The 15,218-nt window shown below is 39.1% G+C and carries 14 protein-coding genes and 5 tRNA genes; 15 read left to right on the forward strand and 4 right to left on the reverse strand.

What is annotated here, in order from left to right; translation table 11 throughout:
* Positions 1–40 precede the first annotated feature (40 nt).
* Positions 41–1,297, reverse strand: coding sequence for a diguanylate cyclase (locus tag FTV37_RS09635; RefSeq protein WP_180004192.1), 1,257 nt, complete (start codon positions 1,295–1,297; stop codon positions 41–43).
* 151 nt (positions 1,298–1,448) lie between these two features.
* Here FTV37_RS09635 and pyrC point away from each other — a divergent pair, with 151 nt between their 5' ends.
* The 9 genes from pyrC (at position 1,449) to FTV37_RS09675 (ending at position 9,397) form a co-directional block, all read left to right on the forward strand.
* Positions 1,449–2,483 (forward strand): dihydroorotase, encoded by a 1,035-nt coding sequence (pyrC, locus tag FTV37_RS09640; protein WP_111885770.1) that lies wholly within the window; start codon positions 1,449–1,451, stop codon positions 2,481–2,483.
* Complete coding sequence (gene rnt, locus FTV37_RS09645; protein WP_078192915.1) at positions 2,468–3,127, forward strand: ribonuclease T; 660 nt, start codon at positions 2,468–2,470, stop codon at positions 3,125–3,127. Before pyrC ends, rnt begins: the two co-directional genes overlap by 16 nt.
* A 20-nt stretch (positions 3,128–3,147) precedes the next feature.
* Positions 3,148–3,223 (forward strand) — tRNA-Glu (locus FTV37_RS09650).
* 201 nt (positions 3,224–3,424) lie between these two features.
* Complete coding sequence (locus tag FTV37_RS17905) at positions 3,425–4,732, forward strand: TonB-dependent receptor plug domain-containing protein (protein ID WP_257224274.1); 1,308 nt, start codon at positions 3,425–3,427, stop codon at positions 4,730–4,732.
* Positions 4,695–5,960 carry a hypothetical protein gene (locus FTV37_RS17910; protein WP_257224275.1) on the forward strand — a complete coding sequence of 422 codons (1,266 nt, stop codon included), beginning with the start codon at positions 4,695–4,697 and terminating at the stop codon, positions 5,958–5,960. Before FTV37_RS17905 ends, FTV37_RS17910 begins: the two co-directional genes overlap by 38 nt.
* A 59-nt stretch (positions 5,961–6,019) precedes the next feature.
* Positions 6,020–6,856: a hypothetical protein gene (locus FTV37_RS09660; RefSeq protein WP_180063701.1), complete on the forward strand. Its 837-nt coding sequence runs from the start codon at positions 6,020–6,022 to the stop codon at positions 6,854–6,856.
* 92 nt (positions 6,857–6,948) lie between these two features.
* On the forward strand, positions 6,949–7,620 hold the full coding sequence (locus tag FTV37_RS09665) for a hypothetical protein (protein WP_180063703.1): 672 nt from the start codon (positions 6,949–6,951) through the stop codon (positions 7,618–7,620).
* A gap of 65 nt (positions 7,621–7,685) precedes the next feature.
* Positions 7,686–7,838, forward strand: coding sequence for a hypothetical protein (locus tag FTV37_RS09670; RefSeq protein ID WP_168379378.1), 153 nt, complete (start codon positions 7,686–7,688; stop codon positions 7,836–7,838).
* Positions 7,839–7,966: 128 nt separating this feature from the next.
* Positions 7,967–9,397 (forward strand): amino acid permease, encoded by a 1,431-nt coding sequence (locus FTV37_RS09675; RefSeq protein WP_180063705.1) that lies wholly within the window; start codon positions 7,967–7,969, stop codon positions 9,395–9,397.
* A 39-nt stretch (positions 9,398–9,436) separates the two neighbouring features.
* On the opposite strand, the gene FTV37_RS09680 is transcribed toward FTV37_RS09675, so the two are convergent.
* The gene (locus tag FTV37_RS09680) at positions 9,437–9,958 is read right to left on the reverse strand and encodes a hypothetical protein (protein WP_180063707.1); all 522 of its coding nucleotides are present in this window, start codon (positions 9,956–9,958) and stop codon (positions 9,437–9,439) included.
* Positions 9,959–10,113: 155 nt separating this feature from the next.
* On the opposite strand from FTV37_RS09680, the gene FTV37_RS09685 reads away from it, so the two are divergent.
* The 6 genes from FTV37_RS09685 to FTV37_RS09710 all read left to right on the forward strand — a co-directional run bounded on the left by FTV37_RS09685 (position 10,114) and on the right by FTV37_RS09710 (position 13,192).
* A tRNA-Glu gene (locus FTV37_RS09685) sits at positions 10,114–10,189 on the forward strand.
* 123 nt (positions 10,190–10,312) lie between these two features.
* Entirely contained in the window at positions 10,313–11,731 is a 1,419-nt protein-coding gene (locus FTV37_RS09690; protein WP_078189154.1) for an amino acid permease, read from the forward strand.
* Between the two features lie 112 nt (positions 11,732–11,843).
* Positions 11,844–12,749 (forward strand): alpha/beta fold hydrolase, encoded by a 906-nt coding sequence (locus FTV37_RS09695; protein ID WP_180063709.1) that lies wholly within the window; start codon positions 11,844–11,846, stop codon positions 12,747–12,749.
* A gap of 132 nt (positions 12,750–12,881) precedes the next feature.
* Positions 12,882–12,957, forward strand: a tRNA-Glu gene (locus tag FTV37_RS09700).
* A 25-nt stretch (positions 12,958–12,982) separates the two neighbouring features.
* Positions 12,983–13,058 (forward strand) — tRNA-Glu (locus tag FTV37_RS09705).
* A 58-nt stretch (positions 13,059–13,116) separates the two neighbouring features.
* A tRNA-Glu gene (locus tag FTV37_RS09710) sits at positions 13,117–13,192 on the forward strand.
* Between the two features lie 66 nt (positions 13,193–13,258).
* Here FTV37_RS09710 and FTV37_RS09715 read toward each other — a convergent pair.
* Complete coding sequence (locus FTV37_RS09715) at positions 13,259–13,858, reverse strand: YiiX family permuted papain-like enzyme (protein ID WP_180063711.1); 600 nt, start codon at positions 13,856–13,858, stop codon at positions 13,259–13,261.
* Positions 13,859–13,946: 88 nt separating this feature from the next.
* The gene (locus FTV37_RS09720) at positions 13,947–15,191 is read right to left on the reverse strand and encodes an NADH:flavin oxidoreductase/NADH oxidase family protein (RefSeq protein WP_180063713.1); all 1,245 of its coding nucleotides are present in this window, start codon (positions 15,189–15,191) and stop codon (positions 13,947–13,949) included.
* Positions 15,192–15,218: the final 27 nt, after the last annotated feature.

Consider the following 15,218-nt stretch of genomic DNA (forward strand, 5'->3'; position numbering starts at 1 on the left):
TTATTGCCGATTTCAGAGAAGTTCTCAATTTTATTAAACATTAAGCCACATGTGCTGAACGAATCGACTGATAGTAAATTTGATTCCGGCCTAATTGTTTCGCACGATACAACGCCTGATCGGCAATATTTAACAGTTCATCCTTCGTCATATTTTCAGCACGATATACCGTAATACCCAAACTAATAGTGACGTGATTTGAAACCTGTGATTTGGCATGTGGAATTTCTAAACGATCGATTGCTTTATAAATATTTGACGCTACCGCATAAGCACCATGCGCATCGGTTTCAGGCAATAAAACCACAAATTCTTCACCACCATATCGCGCTACAAAATCCATATGTCGAATGGCATTTTTAATGGTTTTGGCAATGGTTGAAATTACATCATCGCCTTTTTGATGACCGTAGAAATCGTTATAGTTTTTAAAATGATCAACATCGATAAATAGCACAGCAAGCGAGGTGTTATTACGTCGAGATTGCTCATAAAAGGTATCAAGCATTTCATCAAAAGTACGTCGGTTTGAAATCTTGGTTAATTCATCATGCTGACTTAAATGTAAAAGCTCTGTGGTATGAATACGATGGATTTTTTCACTAATATCCGCGCGCAGCATATTCAAAAATATCATCCGTTCACGCGCACAGAGCATCTTACTGATTGCAAAACCCAATACACAGCTTCCAATCAGTACACGCCCCAATACCATCACATCAAATTTCACTTCTAATGAAAAAAGCATCAACATGGTGACCACAGCAGCCAACAATCCAGACATCAACATTTGGACTGGTTTAACCCCCGTCAAAATATAGCTCAAGATGTAAATCATACAAAGGATCATCATGGCCTGATGTTTAAGTGCTTCGGTATACACGGTCATGGTGAGCCAAGACATTGAAATAACAGCCCAAAACACTACAAACATACTGGCATGTGAAAAATAAGGCTTCAGACGGTCGTAACGGGCAAAGGTATATAAAGCCAAAAGACACAGCGCACCATTGAGCTGACCAAGCAAACAACGAATAAAATCATGCACAAAATGCTGTTGATTAATTATCCAGTAATCTCCGGGAATGATCAGCATCGTGAGCACAAAGTAGATCAACACTCCCATCCAAAAAAAATGACGTATGTTGGTTTGCGCACGATCGAGACTTAAAGTCCAAAATTGAGTTTCCAGTTTTTTAGGAAACATTTCCCCTACACGACGAGTTTGCCGTGTAATCAGTTCCTCTATTTTTTCTTTATCGTATTGCAACTTTGCAAGGTTATACTTGTATTCCATTTCCAAGCATTTATCTAATTCTTTTAGTCATTTAAAAATACCACAGTTTTATTCTTTATTTATATCTGTTCAGTCATTTGTACAGAAATCTCGTTACCATTTTCACATTATTTGCATTATCATTTGTTTTATTTCCAAGCTTGGAATCGCTGTGAATACGATTACTCTTCTTCAGCCAGATGATTGGCATGCACATTTACGTGACGGTCTAGCCCTAAAGCGTACAGTTCCTGATTTAGCACAACAATTCTCTCGCGCGATTTGTATGCCAAACACCGTACCACCGGTAAAAACCGTTGAAGAAGCAAATGCATACCGTGAACGTATCATGGCACATGTTCCTGAAGGCGTTCACTTTGACCCGCGCATGGTGCTCTATTTCACAGACAACACACCTGCAAGTGAAGTTAAAAAAATTAAAGAATCTGAGCATGTTAATGCCATTAAGCTCTATCCAGCAGGTGCAACCACGAACTCGGACAGTGGTGTCAGTGACATTAGTAAAGTATATGGTGTGATTGAGCAACTCGAAGAACACCAAGTGCCATTACTCTTACATGGTGAAGTGACGCATAACCATGTCGATATTTTTGACCGTGAAAAACGTTTCCTTGATGAAGTACTTTCTCCACTGTTAAAACAGTTCCCTAAATTAAAATTGGTGCTAGAACACATCACCACAAGTGAAGCTGCGCATTTTGTATTAGAACAAGACCGTAATGTCGCTGCGACAATCACACCGCAACATTTATTGTTTAACCGTAATGATATGTTGGTGGGTGGTATTAAACCGCATTTCTATTGCTTACCGATTTTAAAACGTCAAACCCATCAGCAAACTTTGCTCGAAGTCGCGACCAGTGCGAACCCTAAATTTTTCTTAGGTACAGACAGTGCGCCGCACTCAAAAAATGCTAAAGAAAATGCATGTGGCTGTGCAGGATGTTATAGTGCACCAACAGCAATTGAGCTATACGCTCAAGCATTTGATCAAGTCGGTAAAATCGACCGTTTAGAAGGTTTTGCAAGCCACTTTGGTGCAGACTTCTACGGACTCCCTCGAAATACCAATACCATTACTTTGGTAAAAGAAGATCAAGTGATCCCTGAAAGTTTAGACTATTTGGATGGCGAAAAAATTATTCCGTTGTATGCGGGTAAGACCATCCAATGGAGAAAAGTGTGACAGATGAAACTCGACCAGTCATTGGTCAACGTTTCCGTGGATTCCTACCTGTTGTTGTCGATGTCGAAACAGCAGGTTTTAATTCACAGACCGATGCCTTACTGGAAATTGCAGCGATTCCTATTGTGTATGATGCAGAAGGTAATTTTGTACCGGGTGAAGCCCACCATGCACATATCAATCCATTTGAAGGTGCCAACCTTGACCGTCGTTCACTGGATTTTATTGGTGTAGATCCATTTAATCCGATGCGTATGGCCATGGCTGAAGATGAAAAATCAGCATTAAAACGTATTTTTAAGTCAGTGAATGAAGTACGTCGTCAACAAAACTGCACTCATGCTGTTTTAGTTGGTCACAATGCCCATTTTGATTTAGGGTTTGTACAGGCAGCTATTGCACGTACAGGGACAAAAAATCAAAATCCTTTCCATAGTTTTTCCGTATTCGATACAGTGACTTTGAGCGCTGTAATGTTTGGACAAACTGTGCTGGCAAAATCATGTATTCAGGCAGGTATTGAGTTTGATGGTAAAGAAGCACACTCTGCACTTTACGATACTCAGAAGACCGCTGAACTGTTCTGCTATATTTTGAATAAACTCGGCCCTCACCTACTTGACACTATGATGGCGGATCAATAAGATACCGCCATCTTCTAAACGTCCCTATCGTCTAGAGGCCTAGGACATCGCCCTTTCACGGCGGTAACCGGGGTTCGAATCCCCGTAGGGACGCCAATTCTTATTCAGACTTTCTCCAAGCTGAATATTCAAGTCTATTGAATACACATCACCATCTCTCCTGATTATTCAAAATTTTCATTGAATTTGTTGTGTATTAAAAAATCACTTATTGCAAATAATTCTCATTTCTATTGATTATTCTTGTAAATTTAATGATAATCGCTATCGTTTTTATCTGCATAATTATTGACAGCCATGCGCTTTGCCTATTCTCCCCTTAATATCGCAATTTTGACTGCTTTAGCATCTCAAACGTATGCAAATGAAAGCCAGATCTCCGAAGAAATCAAAACCAATACGGTGTCGATGACACCTATTGAGGTTGAAGTCAAAGCCAAGCAAGAAGTAGGTAAAACCATCTACACCAAAGAAGATTTAGAAAAAACGCCGAATAGTTCGAAAAATATCACAGACTTTTTAAAAGTTAATCCAAATGTGCAGTTTAGCCGTGAACAACGTTCTGCAGATTCACAGGCTGAGCTACGACCATCCGAGATTTCTATTAATGGCGCGCAATCTTACCGAAATAAATTTGTAATTAACGGCGTCAATACCACCAATAACCTTGACCCTCTGGCAAGCGGCAACTCCTATTCAGGCAAGCTTGATGGTGGCTCACAAGGGATTGCCCTAAATACCGATTTAATTTGTAAATTAGAATTGATCGATAGTAATGTTTCTGCAGCATACGGCGAATTTACAGGTGGTGTAGTTAATGCTGAAACTTGTGCACCAAATACTGAAATTGGCAAAATCCACGGCTCCGTTACTTACGACTACACGGAAAGTGATTGGTCACGTTATCATTTTACCGATGAAGAAGAAGCTGCAGAGTTTGAAGATCCAACATCATCAAATAATAAAGAATATAAAAAACACGGCCTAAGCCTGAATCTATACAGCAAACTCTCTGAACAATGGGGCATCAATAGTTATGCCTCTAAACGTGAATCCATCGTTCCAGTAATGAGTGGTTTAGAAGATCGCAGTAAAGTCAAAAGCGAGCGTAATAATATCAACTTAGGGACTACCCTTTTTTACACACCTTCGGACACAACCAAAGCGAAGTTTGGCTTTGATTTAGGGGATTTGGACAGTCTAAATTTCGTTGATAAGCGAATAAATTCAAAAAGTATTAGCAATACAGAAACGCTGACATTTTTTGGTGAATTAGAAAGTAAACTCAATAATTCAACATTAAAACAAAATATTAGCTATCAAACGCTAAGCCAAGCACGTGAAAATGATTCAACTACCGGCATTCTTTGGAAGCAAACACCAACTAAAAACTGGAGTTCCAATCCTGGTGAAGGTGCCACAAGTAGTGATATTGAATTACACCAAGATACATTTTCGTATAGTCTAAAAAATGCGTTTGATACCATTCAGATTGGCAACAGCATGCAACAATTAAGCTTTGGTATGGGCTATGACTATTCTAAAGTTGCATGGGAACGGCCTAACGATGCCTATATGTATAATCAGCCTAAGACTTTTATCTAGTTCAGGCATTAGCTGTACGGCAGGTGATATTCTTTGTGATGAAGCAACGGATGAAAATAACTATCAAGGCCAATATCAAACAAATGGCAAGTATTATCAAAAAGGTAAAGTTAATATTGACCAACAACGTGTGCATACCTTCATTGAAAACACATCGACTTGGGATAATTTTTCAGCGCGTTTAGGTTTACGTGCAGATTATGATAGCTTATCGAAAAATTTAAATATTGCACCTCGTACTGCCTTTAACTATAAACCGCTAAAAAATGATCTTCTGTCCTTCACTACGGGATGGAATCGATATTATGCAAACTATACCTTAGCCACTGAACTGCAAGATCAACTTGCATTTTTGGAATACAATTTAAAACGCACAAAAAATCAAACTGAAGACTATTGGACTCAAACTGGGTTATCAGATTTAATATTAGCTAATTCCAATATTCAACGTGCCAATTTAAAGACCCCTTATGCTGACGAAATTGTGTTTGCCATTAATAGCCAAGTTAAAAACTGGAACCTTGGTCTAAAATGGGTGAATCGCGATAACAAAGATGAAATCACAAAAAATCGTTTTATTGATCCAACCACCAGCAACACCATCGATCATTTTGAATATAGTAATAGTGGTAAAGCAAAAGCTGACATTTACACACTCACACTCAGAAATACGCTGCCAGTGGTATATAAAAACTCTCTGCACGGGTTTAACTTTGGCTTTGATTACACTGAATCAGAAAAAAATTATTTAGACTATTCTGAGTCATATAACGTTAACAGTAATACGGCTGCTGAAGATCGCGATATTATCTTTAACGGCAGCCTCATCCAATTTAATGAACGTCCTGTTGAAAATTTCAATCAGCCTTGGACTGCTCGTTTTGGTTGGGACATTGAGTTTTCAAATTTACCATTAAAGATTAATAACTTCTTAAGCTACAAATCTGAATATAAAGATACGTATAAACTAAAAAACAAAGTTGAGCATGATGGTGTCCTGTTGGAAGCCTATGCTACAGATACGATTAGACCTCGATTTAGTTGGGATATGCGTACCACTTATGATTTCAATTTCGCTAAAGACTACAAAGCAATATTCGGTTTAACCATTAACAATATTACCAATCGACATAATATCTATACCACCCCAGGTATTAGTGAGTCGACCAACAGACTTAGATCTGAAATTGGGCGACAGTTCATTGCTGATGTCACATTTAAATTTTAAACTTCCCCTATCAAGAGCGCCTAAAAACGCTCTTGATTCATTTTCAAATAGAATAAAACATGAAAAAAATAATCTTACTCTTTGGCCTGTGCATAGTATGTCTCGGTATCTTCATCTACATTTTTAGACCCGAAACCAGCCTACCGACAAATCCTTCAAATACTGTTGAGCACGATGCCAATCAGACAAATCAAACAGCATTGAATGATGACCAAGAATCTTTTATTCCCAAAACCAACGATCGTGACACTCAAATACAAGCGAAAAAACCAAAAAAATTGAGCGAAGAAGCAATACAGTATTATCGAACAGCAACCAAATACGGTTGGGAGTCAATCGTTCGTGATTTTGAAAATGGAACCATTCTAAAAAGTAAAATGCCTAAAGGGGAAAAAGAAAAACTTTGCGAAATTGCACTGGGTCTAAGTACTGCCGATCAAACCAAACGCTTATTTAAAGCAAATTGCAAACCACTCAATGGCCGTTCATCCTCTATGATTATTAATGGCGCATTAACCAATGCAGAAGGCAAAATAGATCAAAACGAAATCATTGAAAAATTAAAATTCTACAAATCGGAAAATGTTTTACAAACACACGTTACGTATAAATTTGGCCCGTATGAAGAAAAAAGCTCTTTGCAATCTAACGCAATTGGTTGGGGACTAGAAGACGTTTCTGATTATTTGCTGAGTATTGGTGTCGATTACACGGGCGTGGATGGTAATTTAATTTTAGACAATATCAAAGGCCGTAACCCTTCTGTGAGTTTGGTTCAAAAACTACTGAATGCAGGAATCGAGCCCAATAGTAACGTTTATAAACAAATGGAACAGAATGACTTTTCAACCAAATATCCTGACGTTTACAATTTAATAAAAGCACATAAACCATGAAAAACATCGTTATTACCAGCTGCCTGCTAATGAGTATGCATTGCTTTGCAAATGCTCCATTACCACAAAATCTCTCTACCAATGCACCATCAGTGAAAAACATTCAAGACTTTAAAAAGATCAAAGGGATGACAAATGATACGTCTCGTTATTATAAATTTATAAACATATATGGTTGGTCAGCCATAGTGCAGGAATTTGAAAATAAAAATATTCAAAGCAGTAAAATGAAAAATAAAGAAGTTAAAAAAATGTGTGACACAGCGCATCTTGTACTTCCACTTCAAGATATCAAGCGATTGATTGCTGCGGATTGCAAACCCAGCTCAAACGATGTCACTTTTAACACTATCAATAGGACTTTAAAAAATGGCGATGGTTCTATTAATGAACAAGAAATTATTGCCAAGTTAGAATTTTATAATGCATTAGGATTATTAAAAACACATCAAACATACGGCCGTGGCTATCGTGCAGAAACATATAATTTACTCTATAAAGCTGCCGGTTTTGGTTTGCCTGATATTTTTGATTATCTACTTAATATTGGACTCACAGTTAAATATACCGATGGTAACTTACTGAATACACATTTTGATGGTCGCTCCTCACAACTCGCGTTAACCCAAAAAATTTTAAAACTGGGTGTCGAGCCAAATGCCTCAACCATCACGATCATGCAACAACGGAACTTTAAACAACACTACCCTGACATTTACCAAGTAATCCTGTCTAATCTAGAACAGAAAAACCGTAAACTTTAATTAATTACAGCCTGACTGGTTTTGTTTATACTTCAGCTTGATCTATTTTGATGTAAGAACACCCTATGTTTAAAAAGTTGCTCTTGGTTTTAGCCATCTTATTTCCATCTGCACTCTATCTGTATATTGTGAGTCGTGATGACAACAAAGCCCCTGTAGCAGAACAAACTCAAGTACCTGCAACTTCTGAAGCTGAGTATCAAACTCCTGACCATTAATCCAATGGTCAGTGCTAAAGATTTAAATTTTAGATCAGTATTATCACATTATAAGAAAAATTCGATTTATCAATAATTTCACTGCATTCAATCATAAAATATACCTTTCGTTCAATTTTCTTTTCACTATGCATTCTCCCTCTGAACCTTCGCAACACTCGTCTGCTGAAGGTAAAAGTCCATCGCTTAAACGTGCGATGACGACTCGACACCTTGTGATGCTCTCACTTGGTGGTGCAATTGGTACTGGTTTGTTTATGGGTTCAGGTGAAGTTATTTCACAAGCTGGGCCTTTGGGCGCTGTACTTGCCTATATTATTGGCGGTCTAATTGCCTACATGGTCATGCTCTGTTTGGGTGAACTTGCCGTACATTTACCTGTTTCTGGCTCTTTTGGTGCTTTTGCAACAAATTATATTGGCCCGGGTACCGGTTATATGGTGTCTTGGATGTACTGGTTGGGCTGGTCTGCCACCTTAGGTACAGAATTTACTGCGGCGGCTATTTTGATGCAGGAATGGTTTCCACAAACCTCTATTTGGTTATGGACACTGATCTTTGCTGCTGGTGTACTGATTTCTAATCTAAGTTCTACACGCGCATTCGCAGAGTCAGAATTTTGGTTATCCATGGTGAAAGTTGCAACAGTATTGATTTTCATCATCCTTGGTTTTGCCTGCATCTTTGGTTTCGTGCCTTTCCAAGGCTATGAATCAGCTCCAATGTTCCACAATTTGACTGAACATGGTTGGCTGCCAAATGGTTTGTTCCCACTGTTTGCCACATTATTGATTGTGAACTTTGCCTTTAATGGTACAGAAATGATTGGTATCGCTGCAGGTGAAACTGAAAACCCTGAAAAGAATGTGCCTAAAGCCATTCATGCTGCGGTATGGCGCTTAATCATTTTCTTTGTCGGCACTATTATCGTCATCAGTTCACTGTTGACCTATACCGATGCAGGTTTAAATGTTGGTGGACATGGCGGCTTAAGTAGTAGCCCATTCGTTTCCGTATTTAACCTGATGGGCATTCCCTATGCAGAAGACTTAATTCGTTTCGTCATTATTACAGCTTTACTGTCTACAGCTAACTCTGGTTTATATGCTGCATCGCGTATGATGTGGGCACTGTCTGCACAAAAACAATTACCACGTGCTTTCGGCAAATTAAGCAAAACAGGTGTGCCTTATATTGCTGTATTGGTCACTATGATCGGTGGTTTACCAGGTCTATTGTCAGAACAATTTGGCGCAGATGTGATCTTCAAAAACTTGATGGGGGTTGCCGCTTTCACTATGGTGATCGTGTGGATGAGTATTTGTTGGAGTCAATTTAACTTCCGTCGCCAATGGCTGAAACAAGGTCATAGCGTGTCAGAACTTAAATTCCGTACACCATGGTTCCCACTGGTTCCAATCCTTGGCTTTGTCTGCTGTACCGCAACAGGTTTAAGTATGGCTGCAGATCCTGAAATGCTTTCAGGCTTTATTGGCTGCCTGATCTTTATGGCGGCATGTTATGTAGGTTATTATTGGTTATATCACGATAAAGCTTAAATATGCCTATTAAATAAAAAGCACGAAAGTGCTTTTTATTTAAATCAATTCTTTTTCAATTTTCAAATCTGTGGCAACTTCTAATTCTTTTCTTAATATCCAGGAAAATTTAATTCCTTCATCTTCGACAGCTTTTAAATTTTGAATAAATATAAATACTTCCTTTTGATCTTTTACATCTAATTTTTTTGCCAATTCATAAATTTTTTGAAGCTCATTCATTAGCCCCATTGATTTTTTCTTTGTTAATGAAGTACTAAGTAAACAAAATTTATTATAAATAATTAATATTTCTTTGTATTTTTTCATTATTTCATTTTCTTGATCAATAGATTCCAAAAATACACCTTGACTAGTTAATTCCAGATAGACTAAAAAATCTATATATTTTTCTGTTAGTTCTAAGTATATCTTGAGTCGTTGCTCCGCTAACTTATCTGATTTATGAAATCGAAATGTCATTAATGCTGTAAAAAAGAAAGTTAAAATCAAACCTGTCGCTCCTATTAAGGCAGCATACAGTGTCTGAAAATCTTTTAGGTGTTGAATTACATTATCCATTTTATAACTTAAATTCTAAATATTTATTTGAAAATAAATTAGTTTTAGTTATTTTGCTATCTTTTTAATCAATCTGATATATTTTCTCTCTTTTTTTCTAATTATCGGTTTGACACCTAAAATAAAAATCCTTAATATACGCAGCACCTCGAAACGTCCCTATCGTCTAGAGGCCTAGGACATCGCCCTTTCACGGCGGTAACCGGGGTTCGAATCCCCGTAGGGACGCCAATTCTTCTGTCAGTTCTGACAAACTTAAAGTTTATTTATCTATAATTTATATTAATTGATTGCATCATCATTGCATTCTTCTCTACAATTACTCGCTTCATTATTTGAATCTCCTTTTTCTCTATGCAGTCATCTCATTCTCCGAATGATGCTTCGCATCAGGGCAATTCTGCGCCGTTAAAACGCGCTATGAGTACTCGACATCTGGTGATGATTTCGCTTGGCGGCGCAATCGGTACTGGTTTATTTCTTGGTTCGGGTGAAGTCATTGCACAAACGGGGCCTGTAGGTGCCATTATTTCGTATTTTTTAGGCGGTATTATCGCCTACATGGTGATGCTTTGCTTAGGCGAGCTCGCTGTACATATGCCAGAATCAGGTTCATTTGGCGCTTATGCTAAACGCTATATCGGACCGGGTACGGGTTATACCATCACTTGGCTGTATTGGCTGACATGGTCAGTAACGCTAGGAACTGAATTTACCGCTGCTGCACTTTTAATGCAGGAATGGTTCCCAGACAGCTCTATGTGGATGTGGACCTTAATCTTTGGTGCTTTTGTATTCTGCTTGAATATGATTTCAACCAAATGGTTTGCTGAATCTGAATTTTGGCTAGCTTTAGTCAAAGTGATTACCGTTGTAGCCTTTATTATTTTAGGTCTATTGGCCATTTTTGGTGTTTTAGGCTATCGAGGCTATGAAGCTGCACCACTGTTTAGCAACCTCACTGCACAAGGGTGGTTCCCTGAAGGTTTATTCCCAATCTTCGCTACTATGTTGATTGTTAACTTTGCATTCTCAGGTACTGAACTGATTGGTGTTGCTGCGGGTGAAACCAAAGATCCAGCGAAAAATGTACCTAAAGCCATCAACACGGCGATTTTCCGCTTGTTGATTTTCTTTGTAGGTACCATTGTTGTTATTACTGCATTATTGCCCCATCAAGAAGCTGGCTTATCTGCCGAAGGTGTAAGTAGTTCACCTTTCGTAACAGTATTCCAGCACATTGGTATTCCTTATGCAGAAGACATCATCCGCTTTGTGATTATCACAGCCCTACTTTCTGCTGCAAACTCAGGTTTATTTGCTGCATCTCGAATGATGTGGTCATTGTCCTATAGTAAGCAATTACCTGCAGTGTTCTCTAAAGTGAACTCGCGCGGTATTCCTTATGTTGCAGTAATTGTGACCATGATCGGTGGTATGCCGGGCTTACTTTCTGAGCAATTTGCACCAGAAACCATCTTCAAAAACTTGTTAGGTGTTGCGGCATTTACCATGGTGGTGGTATGGATGAGTATTTGTTTAAGCCAATTCAACTTCCGTCGTCAGTGGTATAAAGAAGGCAAAACTGCCAAAGATTTAGCTTTTGCTGCACCACTCTTCCCAATCGTGCCAATACTCGGTTTTGTATTCTGTCTTATTACCTGTATTAGTATGGTATTTGACCCAGAAATGTTGACTGGCTTTATCTGCTGTATGATCTTCATTGTGGCGTGTTATATCAGCTACTACACCTTGTATCACAACAAAGATTGATCTGCGTTGTCATACCACCAAACACGATAAAAGAGTAACTTCGGTTGCTCTTTTTTTATGGCTATATTTTAATAAAAGTAGAATAAAAACTGGTCCGTCGATGAGGTGCAATATGCAGATCATCTTTATCCATGGCATGAATCAACAGCAACAAACTGCTCGTTCGCTTGAACAGCATTGGCTTGCACTGTTGTCTCAAGGCTTAAAGCAAAGCCATCAAGAGACTTTTTTATCGTATATACAGCACCATATGCGCATGCCTTTTTATGGGGACTTACTCACGCGTTATCATTTGCAGAATATGCTTCAAGCCAGCACCTTGACACCTCAAACGTGGCCACATTTTCCGTTTATCCATCGCACTGAACTCCCAGAAAAATCACCAAAAGTACTTGAGCATCACGCCGTACAAAACAATCTACCTGACATCACCCTCAATGATGCTATTGGATTGAGCCAATCATTCAAATCGATCACCGCACTCGGCAAAGATCTTGCCCTACGCGATTTTGCAGTTTTAATGAATTATTTCCCAAAATTACATGCCACACTTTTGCATAAATTTTTGGTCGAAACTTATCTCTATTTATCCAATCCACACTTTATTCAGGCAGTTCATACTCGTCTGCATGAGCAATTACATAAAACGAAACCCACCCTGTTGATTGCACATTCATTAGGTAGCGTGATTGCGTATCATTTTTTACTGCTACATCCTGAACTCAACATACAGCGCTTTATCACCTTAGGCTCACCTTTGGCTTTTCGTGTCATCCAAGCCCACTTACCTCAGCCTTTACAGCGGCCTGATGCAATTTCAGGCGATTGGTTAAACTTTTATTCACATGATGATTTTCTCAGCGCTTTTCCGCTGAGTCAGGCACCATTTGATTTTCAACCCTCCATTATCAACCAGCAAATTCAGACATCGATTGAACACCCTCACGATATTGGCGGATATTTAACGCATCCAGAAGTTATTGCTACAATCTTACAAGTGTTGAAAAAATCGACATAAATAATGTATTTTTCAAACATTTTTAGCAAATTGTTTTAATTTTATGCACTCAACAACAAAAACTGAATTTATTTATAGAAAAGCGTTTGACACCCCCCGATTTTCACCCTAATATACGCCCACCTCTGAAACGTCCCTATCGTCTAGAGGCCTAGGACATCGCCCTTTCACGGCGGTAACCGGGGTTCGAATCCCCGTAGGGACGCCAATTTTTCAGAAGTACATTTTATTAAGTCCCTATCGTCTAGAGGCCTAGGACATCGCCCTTTCACGGCGGTAACCGGGGTTCGAATCCCCGTAGGGACGCCATTATTTAGTCTAAAAACTTAGACTGAAATAAACGGTTTTAAAATTTGCTTTCTGTACTGTCCCTATCGTCTAGAGGCCTAGGACATCGCCCTTTCACGGCGGTAACCGGGGTTCGAATCCCCGTAGGGACGCCATATTCGAGTTGGTTTTAACCACTCATTAAAAAGCTCAAGCATTGCGACTTGGGCTTTTTTATTGCCTTAATTTCTAAATATTTCTTTTAAAAGTTTTGAATCATAAATGGCCTTAGGGGCAATCACTTGCTCATCTAGCGGAATTTTTTGACCATAGCGCTGCCGCATTAGACGCTGTACTTCATTTTGTTTTAAATCAAATTGTTTCAGTTGTTGTAATGGAGAAAGTTCGATTCCTAAAGCATGCTGATAAGCTTTCCAAACAATTTCAGAACAGTAAATTGCACGGTCATCCCATTCAAAGTAAATATCATAGGGTTTGCCCAAGTACTTTTCAGCATTTTGTACCAGCTTCGTTTTCTGCGGCACATTTAAGGGTTGTTTGAGCCTTTTCACCACATAGTGAGCATTTTCCCCACGCGTGATCCATTGATTTAAAGCGGTATATTGCACAGGTTGAATGGCTTCAAGCACCCACGTTTGGTTATTTTTATTTACGATCATACCTATGTGACTATAGGGCGAATGTGTGGCCTTTTGAATGCTTAAACTTTGCTGTGACTTTGAGATATGAAAAATAATATCTCCCGTCTGAAATACGGACTGGGCATAGAGGGCAGAACTGAGCCCCGAAAGAATGACCGTTAATATTAAAATTTTAGACATTTTTATTGTAAGCAATATTGATATGAATGAAGGCAACCATAACATGAATATATGTCGGTTGCCCTGATTCTAAAAATTCAATGATTGATTAAGCCGACTTACGTGAATTGACTTGCCCTTTAATGACCGCGGTTAAATTACCTTTGAGATATTTAAAAAACACTTTTAAGGGCGAAAGTTTAGGATTTGGCAGTTTTCCTTCACCAATCGATTTAAACTGTGCGGCATACCAAATAATTTCCATAATCGCCATTTTATCTATCATCGGTATGCCAGTTTTAATTTTATCTACGCCGTAACGAACATCCTGCCCCGCCAATAAATGATCAGCCAAATCGACTTCAACAGCAAATGGACGTGCAATACCAATAAAATCACAAGCTCCACTGTCTAGTGCAGCATTCATGCCTTGGACGGTTCTAAACCCGCCGGTAACCATTAACGCGCATTTCACTTCTTTACGGATATTGTCCGCAAAATCGAGGAAATAAGCTTCACGAGCAATGGTACTGGCTTTACGTTTTTCTTCTTTAGCACCCGCCATCGCTGGCGCTTCATAGGAACCGCCCGAGATTTCAATCATATCAATCCCTGCGGCATCGATTGCCTTAAAAACCTCAATCACATCTGCTTCGCTAATTCCGCCCCGTTGGAAATCAGCAGAATTCAGTTTGACCGAAATGATAAAATCATCGGTCGTCGCAGCACGAACTGCCTTATAGATTTCAAGCAAAAAGCGCATGCGATTTTCATTTGAACCGCCCCACTGATCTTGACGTTTATTGGTCAGTGGCGACAAGAACTGACTAATTAAATAACCATGTGCACCATGCAATTGCACGCCTTCGAAGCCTGCCTTTTCACAAATGTGTGCGGCACGTGCAAAACGCTGAATAATATCTAAAATTTCATCTTCACGAAGTTCGCGCGGTGTTCCAAAAGTTGTAGCTAACATCGGACTAAATGGCACAGCAGATGGTGCAACCGTTTCTTTATTTAAACCTTTAGGACATTGACGGCCCGGATGTGAAAGTTGAACCAATTGCACCATGCCGTGCTTCTTACCTAACTCAGCCCACTGTGTTAACTGCGCCAAATCTCGCTCTGTTTCAGCGACCACAACCCCCGGCTCATTTTTAGCACAAAAATCCACCATGACATTACCGGTAATGGCACAGCCTAAACCACCCTTCGCCCAAGCTTCATATAACCCAAAATGTAAGTGATTGGGTTGGCCTGCGGTATTGGCCAATGCTTCACTCATTGCACCTTTGATGATGCGATTTTTAAACGTGGTATTACGAATTTTAAAGCTTTCAGCTAAATGGCTCATGACAATGTCCAAAATGAAATAATAAGT

Source organism: Acinetobacter sp. YH16042 (assembly GCF_013417245.1).
In the GTDB taxonomy this organism is placed as follows: domain Bacteria; phylum Pseudomonadota; class Gammaproteobacteria; order Pseudomonadales; family Moraxellaceae; genus Acinetobacter; species Acinetobacter amyesii.